This is a genomic window from Sporosarcina sp. resist (assembly GCF_014302295.1).
GTDB lineage: Bacteria > Bacillota > Bacilli > Bacillales_A > Planococcaceae > Sporosarcina > Sporosarcina psychrophila.
The window spans coordinates 2,606,305-2,625,398 of sequence record NZ_CP060287.1; the positions used below are offsets into that span (position 1 = coordinate 2,606,305).

Below are 19,094 nucleotides of genomic sequence, written 5' to 3' on the forward strand. Positions count from 1 at the left end.
CTGAATCCGAATTATTTGAATCTCGGACCTTTTATATTGTTCAGACTTTTGCTAAACTAATCAAAGGTCTAATTTTAATGAAAAGTAGGGGGAGTAGCGTGAAGGTTTTATTACAACTTGGCTGGTTTTTTAAACAGCGCAAGAAGCAGTATCTTTTCGGGATTGCGATGCTTGTTTTCGTTTCCGTATTGCAATTGTTGCCTCCGAAAATTATCGGAATTATCGTCGATGATATTACAAAGGGTTCTTTAACAGCTGAAGGGCTCACAAAATGGCTTATTATCCTAGCTGTAGCAGGTATCCTCATGTACATTGCGCGCTATTATTGGCGTGTTATGATTTTTGGTTCAGCCGTTTTGTTATCCAGAACAATGCGTGAAAAGTTATTCAATCATTTCACGAGAATGTCGCCATCTTTCTACCAAAAAAGACGTGTAGGAGATTTAATGGCTCATGCAACAAACGATATAAATGCTGTGCAGCAAACAGCCGGTATGGGGATTTTGACACTGGTCGATTCCATCTCAACAGGTGGATTTGTCATTTTGACGATGGCCATCACCATCAATTGGAAATTGACATTAATAGCACTTATTCCACTGCCATTCATGATTTTCCTGACAAGCTATTATGGAAAACTATTGCGCAAGCGATTCCGGTTTGCCCAAGAAGCATTCTCGAATTTGAATGACAAAACGCAGGAAAGTATATCTGGCATTAAGGTCATCAAAACATTCGGTCAGAAAAACGAAGATATTGAAGATTTTACAAGCCTGTCTACAGATGTCGTTGGTAAAAATATGCGTGTCGCCAAAGTAGATGCATTATTTGATCCGACGATTACAGGGATATTTGCAATTTCATACATTTTGACTTTCTATTTTGGAACGAAGTTTATTATTGCAGGCGACATGTCAATTGGAGACATGGTAGCGTTCAGTACATACCTTGGACTTCTTGTCTGGCCAATGCTTGCATTCGGCTTCCTATTTAATATTGTAGAGCGTGGAAATGCATCTTACAGCCGGATTACAGAATTGTTGTCCGTTGCACCAGAAATTAAAGACGTAACGGGTGCGATTGATAGAAGACCAGAAGGCGATTTACACTTCGATATAGACGAGTTTAAATTCCCAGGTGATGAACGCGCTGCATTGCACAATGTTCACTTCACGTTAAAACGAGGAGAAACAATGGGCGTTGTGGGTAAAACAGGATCAGGTAAAACAGCGATTTTAAAACTATTGCTTAGAGAGTTTGAAGGATACAAAGGAAGTATCGTCTATGGAGACAAACCTATCAATCAATATAAGCAGCAACGTTTAAGAGAGTCGATCGGTTATGTACCACAAGATCACTTCCTATTTTCAACGACACTTGCTGAAAATATAGCCTTTACAAACCCTAGAATTGGAACAGAGAAAATTCATGAAGCTGCACGGCTTGCGCATATCCATGAAGACATTTTAGGATTTACGGAAGGATATGGCACTATTGTTGGAGAACGTGGTGTATCGTTATCTGGTGGTCAGAAACAGCGAATTTCCATTGCCCGTGCATTAATTATGGAACCCGAATTACTGCTTTTGGATGATTCCTTATCGGCTGTCGACGCCAAAACGGAAGAAGCGATTTTACAATCACTCAAACAAACACGTACAGGCGAGACGACAATTATTACCTCTCACCGATTAAGTGCCCTCCAACATGCACATAAAATCATCATTCTGCATGAAGGTACGATTGTCGAAACTGGAACGCATGAAGAACTACTCGAAATGAATGGAAGATATAAAGAAATGTATGACCTGCAGCAACTCGAAGTGCTTGTCGAACAAGGAGGCGAGGAATAATGTCAGCAGAAAAACAACCAAAATTAACAGCGAAAGATCAATGGGTTGTCTTAATAAGATTGTTGCGTTATATCATCCCTCATAAAAAGAGCGTAATTATTGCGCTTGTCCTGCTTGTTTTGACGGTCGCGGGCAGTATCGTAGGACCCTTAATTATTCAACAATTCATTGATAACCATCTAGCTACCATGAGTTTTCAAAGGAGTCTCATCACGAATATCGCAATTGTCTATATAGCTATTCAGATATTCATGGTTATCGTCTCTTATTTTCAGTTGATACGTTTCCAAGATATTGCACTGAAAATCATTCAGCAAATGCGCATCGACGTGTTTTCAAAGGTACAAGGGCTCGGCATGCGTTATTTTGATAAAACACCTGCTGGAAGTATCGTGTCACGTGTGACGAATGATACGGAAGCAATCAAAGAAATGTTCGTCAGTGTCATTGTCACGTTTTTACAAGCTATATTTGTAATTATTGGCGTTTATATTGCATTATTTTCACTTAATGCAAAGTTGGCGTTTATTTCCTTGTTATTATTGCCTTTGTTTTTAGCCGTTATTGTCGTCTACAGACGCTATAGTGCTGATTTTTATCAAGATATTCGTGAGCGATTAAGTCAGCTCAACGCTAAAATAGCTGAATCATTATCCGGAATGGGGATGATTCAAGCCTTTAGACAGGAAGATCGGTTAGAGGCAGAATTTGATGATATTAATGAAAAACATTTCCGTGCGGGAATGCGTAACATCAAATTTGACAGTGTCCTGCTGGGTCCAGCAATCGATTTACTGTACGCTGGAGCAATCATTTTTGTACTCGGATACTTCGGATTTTTATCTCTTGCCAGTCCTGTGGAAGTGGGGATACTCTATGTATTTACAACTTTGATTGGCCGTTTATTCCAACCTGTTCAACAAGTAATGCAACGATTATCTATTTTCCAACAAGCGATGGTTGCAGCATCGCGAGTCTTTAAGTTAATGGATGATCCTGATATGGAACCGGAGCAACAAGATAATAAACAAGCCGAAATTCAAAATGGTAAAATCGAATTCCGTGATGTATCGTTTTCCTATGACGGACAAGCCGACGTACTGAAAAATATTTCATTCACCGCGAATGCAGGTGAGACTGTTGCCCTCGTCGGTCATACCGGTAGCGGTAAAAGCTCCATCATCAACTTGCTAATGCGTTTCTATGAATATGAGCGTGGTGGTATTTATATCGATGATGTTTCGCTGAAAGAATACCCGAAAGAAGAATTGCGGAAGAAGACAGGACTTGTCTTGCAAGACCCGTTTCTATTCTACGGGGACATCGAAAGCAACATTCGTTTACATGATAAGGAAATGACGTCTGGGGAAGTAAGAGCAGCAGCTGAGTTCGTCCAAGCAAATGAATTCATCGAAAAACTACCAGACAAATATGCTCAAAAAGTAACAGAACGTGGCTCCACATTCTCAAGTGGGCAGCGCCAGCTAGTTGCATTTGCACGTACAATCGCGACGAATCCTAAAATTCTCGTTCTCGATGAAGCAACTGCCAATATCGATACAGAAACAGAAGTGGCAATTCAATCGAGCCTTGAAAAAATGAGAAAAGGGCGCACAACAATCGCAATTGCTCATAGGCTCAGCACAATTCAAGACGCAGAACTAATTCTCGTCCTGCACAAAGGCGAAATCGTCGAACGTGGAACACACCAGGAATTATTACTGAAAAAAGGGCTCTACCATAAGATGTATCTCCTTCAAAACAATATTTTGGAAGATGTTATCTGATAAATGACTTGAGCTGCAGTGGGTGGCCCATGCAATGAGGAAGGGTTGAACTACCTCCTTCTATGCACCCGTAGCACGTGGCGAATTTAGATTGCCTTCATATTGTCACGAACTAAAACCGCCTGCCCATATTGGGTAGGCGGTTTTTAAGCCGACAGTATATAGGTTTTAAGCAGTCATTGCAGCGAGAGACAGAGACCTGTGACTATGTTCCGCGGAATTGTCATAAACTGTTCACAGACATATTAGACGTAATTTGACGCTTCTTTTGATACGATTGAGGAAGAAAAATTGAAGGGGAGAGAATAATGGCAACAGACTTAAATCTATTTCTCGCTTTCGGTGCCGGTTTCTTAAGTTTCATCTCTCCGTGTACATTGCCGCTGTACCCAGCATTCATTTCGTATATTACGGGCATGTCACTGGATGATCTAAAATCGGATTCGAAACGCATGAGCAGAAGCGGTACACTACATACACTGTTCTTTTTAATCGGATTTTCAATTATTTTTGTCGTACTTGGTTTCGCTACGTCGTTGGTAGGGACATTTTTTGTAGAAAATCAAGAAATACTAAGACAACTCGGGGCAGTCTTTATGGTGTTATTTGGCCTTATGATTGCAGGTGTATACACACCTAAGTTTCTTATGGGCGAAAAGAAACTACAGTTTAAAAACCGTCCTTCTGGTTATTTTGGGAGTGTATTAATTGGGCTTGCATTCGCCGCAGGTTGGACACCGTGCTCAGGACCGATAATCGGGGTAATCATGGGACTCTCTGCGACAAACCCAGGATCAGGAGTTATCTATATGCTGATGTATGTCTTCGGTTTTGCGATTCCATTCTTTGTTCTGTCGTTCTTTATAACGCGTCTCGGTTGGATTCGGAAAAATAGTGGCTTGATAATGAAAATTGGGGGCGCCGTCATGATTGCATTCGGAATTTTGCTGTTCTTCGATGGATTGACGTATTTAACAAGTTTGCTCAGCCCAATTTTCGGAGATTTCCAAGGTTTTTGAGTTGAATGGGAGGGATTCCGATGAAGCAAATCGGATCATTCGGTGAATGGATGGAATACGTTGAAAGAGAAAGCGCGTTACTCCTTTTCGTGAAAACCGATAACTGTTCAGTCTGTGAAGGACTATACCCACAAGTGAAAGCACTTAAAGTAGACTTTCCAATTCCATTTTATACAGTGAATGTGGCAGAAGTGCCAGAAATAGCGGGACAACTTTCGGTATTTACAGCGCCAGTTGTCCTCCTGTTCAATGAAGGGAAAGAGTATGCGCGATTTGCACGTTTTATTCGAATAGAAGAATTGAAGTATCGCTTGGGGGAAATAATATGAACGAACTAATTGAAACAGTTTTCACAAAGGTGCCCCCGGTTTACCTCATTATCGGTTCAACCGTACTTGCGCTAGTTATGGGATTGATTGCGCTGATTGTTAGGACGAAAGCGGCGAAGAGACCTGTTACCCCACTGAAGATCATCTTGCCGCCCCTCTTTATGTCGACGGGTGCGCTGATGTTCATATTCGAAGAATTTCGGGTGCCGCTGTCCCAGGTGCTAGAAGCCCTCCTTGTTGGGATACTGTTCTCAATTATCTTGATAAAAACGACAAATTTCGAACGTAAAGATGACGATATCTATATGAAACGGTCAAAAGCATTCCTATTTATTCTACTTGGGCTTCTTATTGTTCGGCTCGTCGGGAAACTGCTTCTAAGTAATACAATAGATGTAGGGGAACTGGGCGGCATGTTCTGGATTCTTGCATTTGGCATGATTATCCCTTGGCGGATTGGTATGCTTATCAAGTACAATAAAATAAAAGAAGGTAAACAAGTAAAAGGTGTCCGCAATTAAATGCGGACACCTTTTACTTGTTCCTTAGAAAATAATGAAATCTCGCACAGGGAATAATTTAAAACTCAAAGATTTTAGAAGCCCTTTGAGCCACTTTTGTTCAATCAAAATAAATGTTCATATGGTGTTAGATCAATCTTCATTTCGGCCATTTTCTTGCGCAAAAATTTATGGTCCCGTTTTGGCGTTGCTTGTATATATCCGCGGACAATAAGATCGGAATCAATTTTCTTCGCATTTTCCTCAAGTGCTATCTCGCCAATCTTACCCGCGATTTTTTGCTTCGCTACGGGGCGGAATAATTCCGGTACTGGGACAACTAGCTCATTCAACAAAAGTTTCGCCTCGTCATTCCAAAGGTGCAGAGAGCTCTCCACATAATGCTCTTCCCAGTCAAGTGTAGATTTTCCGTCCGCTTTTGGGAACACTTTCAAAAATTTCCGGAACATGAAAAAGCCGCCGATGCCGAATAGCCCTATGAGGACAACGCACCAGAAAATGATGAACCACATAAATAGATCTTGCTGCAACAGTCTTCACCTCTTCCATTCTATTCACCATTATAAGAGCTTTTGTAAAAAAACACACGGACAATGTATTCCTTTCTTTAATTTCAGACTATATAAGGACACAAAGAAGGTGATAGTCATGGCAACCCGCAAATTTAAGAATGCGGTTGGAGGAATTTATTCTGATGCTTTCGAGGTAAATGACTCTCCACTTTTTTTCATTTTATCCCGCATTAAAGGGCAGTAAGACCCCCATTTCAAGTCTTCAAGGACACAAGAAGAATAAGTGGGGGATGAAGCCCCCCCTCTGATTGAAGATTAACTTTATCTCTTGCACCGAATCGAAACGAAACTTGTCGATATATACTATGTACTCTTTTCCTTAAAGATGAAGTGAACTTCACAAATAAGTCACGGATTCGTCATGGAAGCAATCAGCTCCTCGCTTGTTTGAAGCCATTACTTCCGATATGATGAACGTATCAATTGATAGTGGAGGAAGACAAATGAGAAAAAAACTTTTACTACCTTATGTATTACTTGTAGTGCTTATTTTAAGTGCGTGTTCTACTGGTGGGTTCAAAGCGGAGCATAATTATAAAATTGAACCGTTTGAATTTACAAACCAGCACAATGAAAAGGTTTCATTGGATGATATGAAAGGGAAAGTATGGCTGGCACAATTTGTTTTCACTGTTTGTACAAGTGCATGTCCGCCGATGATGATGAACATGGCAGACCTTGACAAAAAACTTATTGATGAAGGCATTGAAGATTACAAAATCGTATCATTCAGTATTGATCCCGATGTGGATACACCGGAAGCGATGCAAGATTACCTTGACTTGTATGACGTCCTGGATCAAAGCAGATGGGAAATGCTGACTGGGTATACACAAGAGAAAATTACTGACTTCGCTGCGAAGTCCTTCAAGACGCTTGTTGCTGATATACCTGATTCGGATCAGGTAATGCACGCAACTTACTTTTCTCTTGTCAATCAAAAAGGGGAAGTCGTCAAAACCTATGACGGTATGACAGATGTACCATTTGATGAAATCGTCAAGGATATGAAAGCACTTAGTAAAGAAGGTGCGTAACTAAACAAAAGCAATACTGGATCTAACGGGGTGGAAAGATGAAAAAACAAAAACGTAAAGGCTTATCTATAAAAATGAAAGCAATGCTTATCATCCTGCTTATCCCGATTACTGTTACTATCTTCATATTAACAGCTATTATTTGGACAGGTTTGAACAATCCAGAACTAATTCGGAAATCTGCAAGTGCATTGCTCGACATAGGGGAACGTCACACTGCAACGTCAATTCCGGAAGAGTACATTCCTATCTATAAAGAGGCGGCGGAGGTTTATGGTATCCCGTGGACACTCCTTGCAGCACATCACCGCATTGAAACGCGGTTTTCAACGATGGATCCGCTTCTTTCACCCGTGGGTGCAGAAGGACATATGCAGTTCATGCCTTGCACATTTGTCGGCTGGACTTACCCGGGATGTAGCGGTCTTGGAAAAGGCGAAATTCCTGAAAAAGACAAGACAAATCCCGCTATCATCAAAGAATACGGCGGATACGGTGTCGATGGGAATGGTGACGGCATAGCCGATCCATATGATATCGAAGACGCAATTTTTAGTGCCGCCAACTATCTTTCAAAAAGTGGCGCAGCAGATGGAGACTTGGAAAAGGCTATTTTCAATTATAACCGCAGTGAAAAGTACGTACAGGACGTATTGCGATTTTTCAATGAATTCGAAGTCCAACGAGTTGACATGGAAGCAGCCAATAAATAAATTTAAAAAGATGGACCGCCAGTATATTGGGGTCCATCTTTTTATTGCTTTGTAAATTATAAAATTCTTGGCCTAGGGATCACCTATGAAAGGCGATATTTCACGTCTAGACGTGGCAGGCGTTTCCGCTTTTGTACTTCGTTATTAATTGGAATTATGAAGCTTTACGCATTGATTTCATAATAAAGCTCACAATGAACACGAGGATAATCGCTCCAATGAAAGCAGGGAAAATATAGAAGTCAGAAATTTTCGGACCCCATTGCCCAAGTAGCATTCCACCAATCCATGCACCAATAATACCAGCGATAATGTTACCAATAATTCCACCTGGGATATCTCTTCCCAAAATCATTCCTGCAAGCCAACCGATAATCCCGCCAATAATCAAAAACCAAATGAAACTCATACTGTCCATCTCCTTTTTAGTAATTTAAAATTTCCTCTATAGTCTTTGCAATAACCTTTATTACATGCCTTTAAACATCTTGAAGGAAAAAATTACCGAAACTTCAAGAGTGTTAGCGGACAACAGTAACACCTAGCGTATTTTCAAAATGACGAAGTGCCCATGCATGACCTGCAGGATCGAAGCTCGCAACACCTTTTTCGTGGACGACAATATCAAATCCGCGGTTGTATGCATCGACAGCTGTATGAAGGATGCAAATATCCGTACAGACACCAACCAGATGCAATTCGGTAATTCTGCGTGCTCGAAGAAGCAACTCCAAATCTGTGCCCGCAAATGCACTGAAACGTGTTTTGTCCATCCAATGGATTTCTTCTTTGCGCTCATCATACAATTGTTGAAGGGAACCATACAGATTCCTGCCGGTAGTCCCACGTATATTATGTGGAGGAAATTGTTTTGTTTCAGGATGGTACAAATCGTCTAAATCATGCACATCAACTGGCATCACAACGAAATGATTGTCGTCTAAAAATTTCCCCGTTAACTCGGTGATATATTTTTCCAAGTGAATTCCTGGTTCTCCGCATGTAAGTGCACCATCTTCAGCCACGAAATCCATTGTATAATCAATAACTAACAACGCTTTCTTCACTTTATAACACCCCTTTTCATTCCATCATGCCATAATTTAGTGACTACTTCATTAATTTCTGCTAAAAGTGTTCCAAACGCTCCAAAAAGGGGTATGTATTATTAAGTGCTCCCTTCACCGCAGCTCGTCAAATTCACAGAGACGAAATATGCGATTCCCTAGCGTACTTTTGAAGCTTGCATCGAAGAAATTCATGACTTCATGCATGCACATCCATTTTGCGTTCATCCCCCAATTGAATGCATAGTCGCTACTGATGATGATGTTCTTCTCAGTCCCACGCAAGAAGAGGAAACGGAGTTCATCGCGTTTCTTATGTACAAAGAATTGGACGCTTGCCTCTAAATTTAATGGGTATACATGCTAATCGAGATATACAACGGGCGGCCACATTTCGAAAAAGTGAACGATTTGAAGAATGAACAAATGCGGAAACTGTCACCAAATCTCAAATGGTTCATGAACATATCCGACAGCAATATGATCCTTGTCGCGTTTTTATGACAAATTACTTGCAAACTATCTTACGTATTATGAAGAGTTCTTAAGAGGGAGGGGAGTCATAACATTAACTTATGATAGACTATAAAGTTAATGTATTTTACTTATGTGGGTTGATATTATATGATGAAGTAGAGAAAAGACGCTTATTTATAGCCTTTTCAGTAGTTTTCAGCAGATAGAAGGAGGAATTCAATAATGGCAAAAAGCAATTTGCACAACAGCCGTACGTCATTCGATCTGAACGGTAAGACATATAACTATTATCGTCTTGCCGCACTCGAAGAAGCCGGTATCGCTAAAGTTTCCAATCTACCTTACTCGATTAAAGTGCTACTTGAATCCGTCCTACGTCAACACGACGGCTATGTCATCAAAGACAATCATGTCGAAAACTTGGCGAAATGGGGGAAAGATGCGGACGCGGATGCAGAAGTACCATTCAAACCGTCACGCGTTATCCTTCAAGACTTCACGGGTGTACCTGTTGTTGTTGACCTTGCATCACTTCGTTCAGCAATGGCAGCAATGGGCGGCGACCCTAATAAAATCAATCCTGAAATTCCAGTTGATCTTGTAATTGACCACTCTGTACAAGTTGACCGTTATGGTTCGGCAGAAGCGCTTAACCTGAACATGGAACTTGAGTTCGAGCGTAACGCAGAACGTTACCAATTCCTAAGCTGGGCACAAAAAGCTTATGACAACTACCGTGCAGTACCACCTGCAACAGGAATCGTTCACCAAGTTAACCTTGAGTACTTGGCAAATGTTGTCCATGCAGTTGAAAACGAAGATGGCACATTCGAAACATACCCGGATACACTTGTAGGAACTGACTCCCACACGACGATGATCAACGGTATCGGTGTTCTTGGATGGGGTGTTGGTGGTATTGAAGCTGAAGCGGGAATGCTCGGACAACCTTCATACTTCCCGATTCCAGAAGTTATCGGTGTAAAACTTGTTGGTCAGCTTCCAAACGGAACGACAGCAACTGACCTAGCGCTGAAAGTGACACAAACACTTCGTGCACATGGCGTTGTTGGTAAATTCGTTGAGTTCTTCGGACCAGGTGTTGCACACTTACCACTTGCAGACCGTGCAACAATTGCGAACATGGCGCCTGAATACGGTGCAACATGCGGATTCTTCCCAGTAGATGAAGAAGCACTTGATTACATGCGTTTAACTGGCCGTGAAGATAGCGATATTGCAGTAGTTAAACAATACCTAGTTGAGAACGATATGTTCTTCACTGTAGAAAACGAAGAACCAACATACACTGATGTTGTCGAAATCGACCTTACTGGTATTGTAGCGAACCTTGCTGGACCGAAACGTCCACAAGATTTGATTCCTCTTACAGAAATGCAAAGCTCATTCAACGAAGCAGTTGTTGCACCTGAAGGGAACCAAGGTTTCGGATTCTCTCCTAAAGAGCTAACGAAAAAAGCTACAATCGAATTCGAAGACGGACGTTCTGTCGAAATTAAAACAGGTGACCTTGCAATCGCTGCAATCACTTCATGTACAAACACATCTAACCCATATGTTATGTTGGGTGCTGGACTTGTTGCGAAAAAAGCGGTTGAAAAAGGACTTACACCACCAGCTTACGTGAAAACATCACTTGCACCAGGTTCAAAAGTCGTTACAGGGTACCTGGAAGATTCAGGACTTAATGTGTTCTTGGATCAAATCGGATTCAACACAGTTGGATACGGCTGTACTACATGTATCGGTAACTCTGGACCGCTACTTCCTGAAATTGAAAAAGCAATCATGGGCAACGATATGCTAATGTCTTCAGTTCTTTCTGGTAACCGTAACTTTGAAGGACGTATTCACCCACTTGTGAAAGCAAACTACTTGGCTTCACCGCCACTTGTTGTTGCTTATGCACTTGCTGGAACAGTCGATATCGACTTCGAAAAAGATCCAATTGGTAAAGACAAAGAAGGCTTTGATGTCTTCTTCAAAGATATTTGGCCTACTACGGAAGAAATTCAAGCAGTTGTTAAATCAACAGTTACTCCTGAGTTATTCCGTAAAGAATATGCACGGGTATTCACTGAGAACGAAGCATGGAATGCAATTGAAACTACAGACGATTCATTGTATGATTTCGATGAAAACTCAACGTATATTCAAAACCCACCATTCTTCGAAGGACTTGCAAAAGAACCGGCTGACATTCAAGCACTTTCAGGGCTTCGTGTCATTGGTAAATTTGGCGATTCAATCACAACGGACCATATTTCACCTGCAGGCGCAATCGGTAAAGATACACCGGCTGGTAAATACTTGATCGACAATGGCGTAAGCCCTCGTTTCTTCAACTCGTACGGTTCACGCCGTGGTAACCATGAAGTAATGATGCGCGGTACATTCGCTAATATCCGTATTCGTAACCAAATTGCGAAAGGCACAGAAGGCGGATTCACGACTTACTGGCCAACAAAAGAGATTATGCCAATTTATGATGCTGCTATGAAGTATCAAGAAGAAGGCACGGGTCTTGCAATCATCACTGGTAAAGACTACGGAATGGGTTCTTCACGTGACTGGGCTGCGAAAGGTACATCACTTCTCGGTATCAGAACAGTTATCGCTGAAAGCTACGAGCGTATTCACCGTTCAAACCTTGTTATGATGGGCGTACTTCCACTTCAATTCATGAAAGGCGATAGTGCTGAAACACTTGGCCTTACTGGTGAAGAAGAAATCAACGTTAATATCGCAGAAGGCGTTAAACCACGCGACATTCTGAAAGTAACAGCAACTGCGAAAAACGGTTCTGTCAAAGAATTCGACGTACTAGCACGCTTTGACTCAGAAGTTGAAGTTGACTACTACCGTCACGGCGGAATCCTGCAAATGGTTCTTCGTGATAAAATGAAAACGAACTAATTTTAATAGGTAGAGGTGTCCGATTTAATCGGGCACCTTTTTTCTGCTTAGACTTCAGTTCAGCTTTTTCAGCATGGCTTTTGTATAATGGGTAGTGAGGTGATGGTAGTGTTTATCAGTGAAAAAGAAATTGAAATCAGATATGCAGAGACAGATCAGATGGGAATCGTCTATCACGCGAATTATTTAGTATGGATGGAGATCGGACGTACGAAGTTGATTGAGGACTTAGGCTATACATACGCGCAACTGGAGGCAGATGGCTTCTTGTCGCCGGTGACGGACTTATCTATTCAATATAAGGCAGCGATGAAATACGGACAGAAAGCGACTGTACGGACGTGGGTAGAGTCACACGGAAGGCTACGTACAACTTATGGCTATGAAATCCTCCATGAGGACGGCACAATTTCAGCAACAGCAAAATCGGAACATGTCGTCGTGAGAAAAGGCTCATTTCGTCCCGTTTCCCTAAAGAAAATCGCGCCAGATTGGGATGCTAAATATACAGAAGTGAAGCGATGTAAAGACTAATGGCATTTGGGATACAGCGTGTAGAACTGCGAGCTTGGAAAAAAGCAGTTAGTGAAGGGGAAATGGCATTTTTAACTCATTACTGGCTTGATGAACGCTTTCCAGGATACAATACAGTAACCAAAGCAGGTTGCGCAGATATCAGCAAACTTGTTGAATGGGGCAAGCAATATGGATTGAAGCGGGAGTGGATCGATATGAGGGAAGATTATCCTCATTTTGATTTGTTTGGTAAACACGAACGAGACATTTTACTTAAAGAAGGACTCCATAATCAATTAAAACGGTTCAATCTACTTTAATGAGTGTGTAGTATAACAGTTTCAAGTTTTTTGGAGTTAATAATTGTCTATTGTCAGCAAAGCCTTACCTACTCATAAATAAATGAAGAAAAGCGTGAGGCATATGGCCATCACGCTTTTTCGTATGAATAAATAAGTTCATGCAGTTTAGGATCCACATTGACATGTAGGTCATGACCAAGGAAATACCATTTGTCTCGGCTTTCGATATAATAACGAACACTATTATGCTCTGTTTCAATGGCTACTTCATCCGGTTGCTCTTTCGTTACACCAAGTGAAAAGCCTGCCTGAATCGAACTGGATCCACCGTATCTTGCAAAAAAGCGGATAGCATCACCAGGTTCAGCTTCCATCTCCTCTTTAAACCACAAAAGCGCTTCTTTCGACAAAATAATCTTCATTGGAAACACCAGCCTTTCCGTTGCTACATCCATTGTATTATAACCACTTCACTTTTGGCTCGGTTCCTGCTTTGATCCGACCGATATTCTCCCGGTGACGATAGAAGATAAAGGCACCGAAAAGACCAATCATCACCATCAAATAAATATCGCCTGTTCGGAGGTAAAAATAGATACTGTATACAAATCCAACGACAGATACGATCATTGATGATAAGCTCACCATTTTCGTTACTTTTAAAGCGATGAAAAATGTTGCGAGCACAATGATGAAAACAGGCCATTCATAGGCAAGCAACACACCGCCGGATGTCGCTACAGCTTTGCCACCTTTGAAATGGGCGAAGACGGGATACATATGTCCGACGACTGCAAGAAGTCCTGGAATAAGAGGGTGGACGCTAACACTGTCGAAAATAGGCAAGAGCGGCAATAATGCAGCTGCAGTACCTTTTAAAATATCCAGAATAGTTACGGTAAGTCCCGCTGTTTTGCCGAGTACACGGAAGGTATTCGTACCACCTAGGTTGCCGCTACCATGTTGTCGGATGTCGGTCTTGTAAAAAAGTTTCCCAACCCAGAGTGCAGAAGGAATTGAGCCAATTAAATAAGCAAGTAGTAAAAGTATGATAAGTTCCATTGACGTACTCCTTTTTTAGTTTGTCTATGTATAGACCTAGTTTAGCAGAACCGTGAAGTTGCGACAATGGGCTTCATGTGAAGAATGAGCGAACCAAGTTAAGCAGTTATAGCCTGATTTCTGATTTTTGTACCCCTAACAGCTGATTTGAGAGACGAACAATTTCCTGTCTTCGTTGCAATAAAAGTCTATCTTCTATACAATTAATTGAGCAAGCTTCCGAAAACGTTGATTTGACAAGCTTTAAAGGAAGCAGTACGATTATATAATAGAGAACATTTGTTTGATGGAGGTTGCACTTTGACGAAAAACGTAGATAATTATACGTATGATGATGATTCGATACAAATACTTGAAGGCCTCGATGCAGTACGAAAAAGACCAGGTATGTACATTGGGTCAACTGATTCCCGTGGACTTCACCACCTTGTCTATGAGATTGTAGATAATGCGGTAGATGAGGCGCTAGCGGGATTTGGTAATGAGGTAGACGTTACACTTCATAAAGACGGAAGCGTCAGTGTGCGGGACTACGGGCGGGGGATGCCAACAGGAATTCACCAGTCGGGTAAACCAACGACAGAGGTAATCCTGACCGTTCTCCACGCAGGCGGCAAGTTCGGACAAGGCGGATACAAAACAAGCGGTGGACTTCATGGCGTTGGCGCATCAGTCGTAAACGCATTGTCAGAAAAACTCGAAGTCACGATTTTTCGTGACGGCAAAAAGTTCTGTCAACGCTTCGAAAAAGGTGGTAAGCCAGCCACTACACTTGAACAAATTGGAACAACACGTGAAAAAGGGACGCTCATTCATTTCAAACCGGATGCGACGATCTTCTCTACGTTAAAATATCATTATGAAACGATTAGTGAACGCTTACGGGAGTCTGCATTCCTGTTAAAAGGCTTGAAAATCGAGCTAAAAGAAGAAGGAACGGACAAGCATGAAATCTTTCAATACGAAACTGGCATTGAAGCTTTCATCTCTTATCTGAATGAAGAGAAGGACGTTTTGCATGAGGTAGCTTACTTGGAAGGCGAATCAGAAGGCATAGAGGTCGAATTTGCGTTCCAATTTAGTGATGGTTACTCAGAAACGATTTTATCATTTGTGAATAACGTTCGAACAAAAGACGGTGGAACACATGAAACCGGTGCCAAAACCGGTATGACACGTGTATTTAATGAATATGCAAGAAAAGCGGGTTTATTAAAAGAAAAAGACAAAAACCTTGAAGGTGCGGATATCCGTGAAGGTATTGCGGCAATCGTATCAGTCCGTATACCGGAAGAAATTTTGCAGTTTGAGGGACAGACGAAAGGCAAACTCGGGACAAGTGAAGCAAGAGGCGTAACCGATTCAATCGTTTCGCAAAAACTTCTGTATTTCCTTGAAGAGAATGCAGATTTAAGTGCGTCCCTCGTACGTAAAGCAATTCGGGCGCATCAAGCACGTGAGGCGGCGCGAAAAGCGCGCGAAGATGCGCGTTCAGGTAAAAAGAGAAAAAGATCAGATACACTACTATCGGGTAAATTAACACCTGCGCAATCCAGGAATGCTGCGAAAAACGAACTCTACCTGGTCGAAGGTGACTCTGCCGGCGGCTCTGCAAAACAAGGACGGGACCGTGTATTCCAGGCAATCCTTCCATTACGAGGGAAAGTACTTAATACTGAAAAAGCAAAACTCGAGGATATCATGAAAAACGAAGAAATCAATATGATTATCCATGCAATCGGGGGCGGCGTAGGATCAGACTTCCAAGTTGCAGACATCGCTTATGATAAAGTAATCATAATGACGGATGCGGATACGGACGGTGCACATATTCAAGTGCTGTTGTTGACGTTCTTCTACCGTTACATGAAACCGCTAATTGAAGCAGGAAAAGTATATATTGCATTGCCTCCTCTTTACAAAGTTTTCAAAGGGACAGGGAAGAGCGAAAAATTTGCATATGCATGGACTGAAGGCACAGAACTTAATAAAGCGATAGAGAAAGTCGGCAAAGGATATATGCTCCAACGCTACAAAGGTCTTGGGGAAATGAATGCCGATCAGTTATGGGAAACGACTATGGATCCTGAAACACGTACATTGATCCGTGTAACGATTGAAGACAGCGCTACAGTTGAACGTCGAGTAACGACACTAATGGGCGATAAAGTAGAGCCAAGACGACGCTGGATTGAAGAGAACGTCGATTTCGGTACACAGGAAGAGCACAATATTTTAGACAACGAATTTTTGCACGTTGAGGGGGATTTTGAATGACACCATCAGAAAGCTACCAAGACCTTCCCCTGGAAGAAGTGATCGGTGACCGGTTTGGACGATATAGTAAGTACATCATCCAGGACCGGGCATTGCCTGACGCACGCGATGGCTTAAAACCCGTTCAGCGGCGTATTTTGTATGCGATGTTCCACGAAGGTAATACACATGAGAAAGCATTCCGGAAATCCGCAAAAACAGTCGGGAATGTCATCGGGAACTATCATCCACACGGTGACACATCCGTCTACGAAGCAATGGTACGGATGAGCCAAGATTGGAAACTGCGTCATATGTTAGTGGAAATGCAAGGAAATAACGGTTCAGTCGATGGAGATTCGGCTGCTGCAATGCGGTATACAGAAGCACGCCTTTCCACAATAGCAGGGCAAATGCTACGTGACCTGGGTAAAAATACTGTCGATTTCATACCAAACTTCGATGATACTGAACCTGAACCAACTGTTTTACCCGCAAGATATCCAAACTTGCTCGTCAACGGTTCAACAGGTATTTCTGCAGGATATGCGACGGATATCCCGCCACATGCGCTTCATGAAGTACTTGATGCGGTCCTTATGCGGATGGACAAACCGGATGTTACGGTCGATGAATTGATGACAGTTATCAAAGGACCTGATTTTCCAACTGGCGGTACTATCCAAGGAACAAACGGTATTAAAACAGCCTACGAGACCGGAAAAGGACGCTTTATCATCAGATCGAAGTCGTTCATCGAACCCTTAAAAGGCGGTAAATCGCAAATCGTTGTGACGGAAATCCCATATGACGTTAACAAGGCAAATATGGTGAGGAAGATGGATGAGCTTCGTCATGATCGAAAACTAGATGGTATCGCAGATGTCAGGGACGAATCGGACCGGACTGGCCTCCGTGTTGTCATAGAGCTAAAAAAAGACGTCGACGGAAATGCGATCTTGCAATATCTTCTTAAAAATACAGACCTGCAAGTGACGTATAACTTCAACATGATTGCCATCTCTGGGCGCAGACCGAAATTAATGTCACTGCCGATGTTGCTTGATGCCTATATTGGCCATCAAAAAGAAGTTGTCACACGTAGATCCCAATATGATATCCAAAAAGCGCAAGACCGACTCCATATCGTCGAAGGGCTTATGAAAGCTTTATCGATTTTGGATGAAGTAATCAAAGCGATTCGCGCATCAAAAGACAAACGTGATGCTAAAAATAATATCATCTCGAAATTCGAATTCTCCGAAATACAAGCTGAAGCAATCGTTTCGCTACAGCTTTATAGACTGACGAACACGGATATTACTGAACTTCAGCAGGAAGATGCTGAACTCCGAAAACTGATTGAACAGCTTGATGCAATTTTGAAAAGTGATAAAAAACTTTCTGCAGTCATCAAAAAAGAGCTCCTTGACATCCGTAAACAATTTGCAGAACCAAGACGCTCTGTTATCGAGGAAAAAATCGAAGAAATTAAAGTCGATCTTGATATCCTTGTTCCAAGTGAAGAAGTTATTGTATCCGTCACAAAAGACGGCTATGTGAAACGCACTAGCGTCCGCTCTTACAGCGCTTCAAACGGCACGGGACAGGAAATGAAGGAATCCGATTATACGCTATTAGAAGCGCCAATGAACACGCAGCATCATCTCTTGCTGTTCACTTCTGCAGGGAACTATCTCTATCAGCCTATTCATGAGTTGCCAGATATTAGATGGAAAGATCTTGGGCAACATATCTCAAGTATCATCCCACTCGGGCAAAATGAAACGATTGTTGCAGCGATTGGCCTTGAAAACTTCGATGAAGAAGCGTTAATCGTCACAGCATCGCAAAATGGGCTAATCAAACAATCAAAACTTGCCGATTTTAAAGTCCAGCGCTATTCAAGGTTGTTTAAAGCGATGGGCGTGAAAAAGGATGATGTAATGATTGACGCAAGGCTCGTTAGGGGGGACGAAGATGTTATCCTCTTCACACAGCAAGCCTATGCGCTACGCTTCCCGCTTACTGAGTTATCAGTAACAGGTATTAGGACTGCCGGTGTACGTGGCATTAACCTTAAGGACGATGATCTGCTTGTTGCTATGGAGATTAATTCAGATGACGGGGCTTCCGTCTTAATCGCGACACAGCGAGGCAGCGTGAAAAGAATGGGCTTAAAAGAGCTCGAAAGTGCTTCCAGAGCGCAAAGAGGTAATGTTGTTCTGAAGGAACTGAAGTCAAATCCGTATCGTGTTAGCGGGGCGTTAATGGTGAAAAATGATGAAATTATTGTTTTAGCGACGGAAAAGGGAAGTAAAATCCCTATCTTAGCAGGATCATTGCGACCAGTTGACCGCTATTCAAACGGTAGTAGTTTAGTCGATGAGAAAAAAGATGGCAGCATAACACATATCTACAAGGATCCAAAAGCTGAAATTGAATAAATAACTTTAAAAGTCATGGGAGTATCTTCCCATGACTTTTAATTTTTTCTAACGTATAATAGTTCGATAAGCGAAACAAATTGCACGTTCAAAAAGAGAACTTGTACTAGATAGGTTGAATGATTGATTTCATTGAATTACGCTTCGGCTACCACTGTCAGGCGCCTACGCTAGTTTATATACCGCATTCAATTCTTCA

At 41.9% G+C, this 19,094-nt stretch carries 18 protein-coding genes; 13 read left to right on the plus strand and 5 right to left on the minus strand.

Annotated elements, in window-relative coordinates:
- Nucleotides 1-98 precede the first annotated feature (98 nt).
- From H7992_RS12675 to H7992_RS12695, 5 genes are all read left to right on the plus strand, one after another.
- Nucleotides 99-1,853, plus strand: coding sequence for an ABC transporter transmembrane domain-containing protein (locus tag H7992_RS12675; protein WP_187044831.1), 1,755 nt, complete (start codon nucleotides 99-101; stop codon nucleotides 1,851-1,853).
- Nucleotides 1,853-3,640: an ABC transporter ATP-binding protein gene (locus H7992_RS12680; protein ID WP_067209270.1), complete on the plus strand. Its 1,788-nt coding sequence runs from the start codon at nucleotides 1,853-1,855 to the stop codon at nucleotides 3,638-3,640. The genes H7992_RS12675 and H7992_RS12680 overlap by 1 nt, the downstream gene beginning before the upstream one ends.
- A 308-nt stretch (nucleotides 3,641-3,948) precedes the next feature.
- Nucleotides 3,949-4,659, plus strand: a complete 711-nt coding sequence (locus H7992_RS12685; RefSeq protein ID WP_067209272.1) for a cytochrome c biogenesis CcdA family protein — start codon at nucleotides 3,949-3,951, stop codon at nucleotides 4,657-4,659.
- 20 nt (nucleotides 4,660-4,679) lie between these two features.
- On the plus strand, nucleotides 4,680-4,988 hold the full coding sequence (locus tag H7992_RS12690; protein WP_187044832.1) for a thioredoxin family protein: 309 nt from the start codon (nucleotides 4,680-4,682) through the stop codon (nucleotides 4,986-4,988).
- The gene (locus H7992_RS12695) at nucleotides 4,985-5,509 is read left to right on the plus strand and encodes a CcdC family protein (protein WP_187044833.1); all 525 of its coding nucleotides are present in this window, start codon (nucleotides 4,985-4,987) and stop codon (nucleotides 5,507-5,509) included. The genes H7992_RS12690 and H7992_RS12695 overlap by 4 nt, the downstream gene beginning before the upstream one ends.
- Nucleotides 5,510-5,613: 104 nt before the next feature.
- On the opposite strand, the gene H7992_RS12700 is transcribed toward H7992_RS12695, so the two are convergent.
- Nucleotides 5,614-6,021 carry a DUF2621 domain-containing protein gene (locus H7992_RS12700; RefSeq protein ID WP_156476164.1) on the minus strand — a complete coding sequence of 136 codons (408 nt, stop codon included), beginning with the start codon at nucleotides 6,019-6,021 and terminating at the stop codon, nucleotides 5,614-5,616.
- 503 nt (nucleotides 6,022-6,524) lie between these two features.
- Between H7992_RS12700 and H7992_RS12705 the strand changes: the two genes are divergently transcribed.
- Nucleotides 6,525-7,118, plus strand: a complete 594-nt coding sequence (locus tag H7992_RS12705) for an SCO family protein (protein WP_187044834.1) — start codon at nucleotides 6,525-6,527, stop codon at nucleotides 7,116-7,118.
- A gap of 38 nt (nucleotides 7,119-7,156) precedes the next feature.
- On the plus strand, nucleotides 7,157-7,831 hold the full coding sequence (locus tag H7992_RS12710; protein ID WP_067209284.1) for a lytic transglycosylase domain-containing protein: 675 nt from the start codon (nucleotides 7,157-7,159) through the stop codon (nucleotides 7,829-7,831).
- Nucleotides 7,832-7,985: 154 nt separating this feature from the next.
- On the opposite strand, the gene H7992_RS12715 is transcribed toward H7992_RS12710, so the two are convergent.
- Nucleotides 7,986-8,240, minus strand: coding sequence for a GlsB/YeaQ/YmgE family stress response membrane protein (locus H7992_RS12715; RefSeq protein WP_067209287.1), 255 nt, complete (start codon nucleotides 8,238-8,240; stop codon nucleotides 7,986-7,988).
- Nucleotides 8,241-8,352: 112 nt separating this feature from the next.
- Complete coding sequence (locus tag H7992_RS12720; RefSeq protein ID WP_187044835.1) at nucleotides 8,353-8,898, minus strand: cysteine hydrolase family protein; 546 nt, start codon at nucleotides 8,896-8,898, stop codon at nucleotides 8,353-8,355.
- Between the two features lie 180 nt (nucleotides 8,899-9,078).
- Between H7992_RS12720 and H7992_RS25075 the strand changes: the two genes are divergently transcribed.
- The 4 genes from H7992_RS25075 (at nucleotide 9,079) to H7992_RS12740 (ending at nucleotide 13,148) form a co-directional block, all read left to right on the plus strand.
- Nucleotides 9,079-9,243, plus strand: coding sequence for a D-arabinono-1,4-lactone oxidase (locus H7992_RS25075; RefSeq protein ID WP_354313179.1), 165 nt, complete (start codon nucleotides 9,079-9,081; stop codon nucleotides 9,241-9,243).
- Nucleotides 9,244-9,597: 354 nt separating this feature from the next.
- The gene (gene acnA, locus H7992_RS12730; protein WP_067209291.1) at nucleotides 9,598-12,312 is read left to right on the plus strand and encodes an aconitate hydratase AcnA; all 2,715 of its coding nucleotides are present in this window, start codon (nucleotides 9,598-9,600) and stop codon (nucleotides 12,310-12,312) included.
- Nucleotides 12,313-12,420: 108 nt separating this feature from the next.
- The gene (locus H7992_RS12735) at nucleotides 12,421-12,846 is read left to right on the plus strand and encodes an acyl-CoA thioesterase (RefSeq protein WP_067209295.1); all 426 of its coding nucleotides are present in this window, start codon (nucleotides 12,421-12,423) and stop codon (nucleotides 12,844-12,846) included.
- Entirely contained in the window at nucleotides 12,846-13,148 is a 303-nt protein-coding gene (locus tag H7992_RS12740) for a hypothetical protein (RefSeq protein ID WP_187044836.1), read from the plus strand. Before H7992_RS12735 ends, H7992_RS12740 begins: the two co-directional genes overlap by 1 nt.
- Before the next feature lie 110 nt (nucleotides 13,149-13,258).
- Here the strand turns inward: H7992_RS12740 and H7992_RS12745 are convergent, their stop codons facing one another.
- Both H7992_RS12745 and plsY read right to left on the minus strand, forming a co-directional pair.
- Nucleotides 13,259-13,552 (minus strand): HesB/YadR/YfhF family protein, encoded by a 294-nt coding sequence (locus tag H7992_RS12745; RefSeq protein ID WP_067213944.1) that lies wholly within the window; start codon nucleotides 13,550-13,552, stop codon nucleotides 13,259-13,261.
- Between the two features lie 37 nt (nucleotides 13,553-13,589).
- Nucleotides 13,590-14,192: a glycerol-3-phosphate 1-O-acyltransferase PlsY gene (plsY, locus tag H7992_RS12750; protein WP_067209301.1), complete on the minus strand. Its 603-nt coding sequence runs from the start codon at nucleotides 14,190-14,192 to the stop codon at nucleotides 13,590-13,592.
- 300 nt (nucleotides 14,193-14,492) lie between these two features.
- Between plsY and parE the strand changes: the two genes are divergently transcribed.
- Both parE and parC read left to right on the plus strand, forming a co-directional pair.
- A complete protein-coding gene (gene parE, locus H7992_RS12755) occupies nucleotides 14,493-16,469 on the plus strand; it encodes a DNA topoisomerase IV subunit B (RefSeq protein WP_067209303.1) in 1,977 nt (658 codons plus the stop codon).
- The gene (gene parC, locus H7992_RS12760; protein WP_187044837.1) at nucleotides 16,466-18,895 is read left to right on the plus strand and encodes a DNA topoisomerase IV subunit A; all 2,430 of its coding nucleotides are present in this window, start codon (nucleotides 16,466-16,468) and stop codon (nucleotides 18,893-18,895) included. Before parE ends, parC begins: the two co-directional genes overlap by 4 nt.
- Nucleotides 18,896-19,094: the final 199 nt, after the last annotated feature.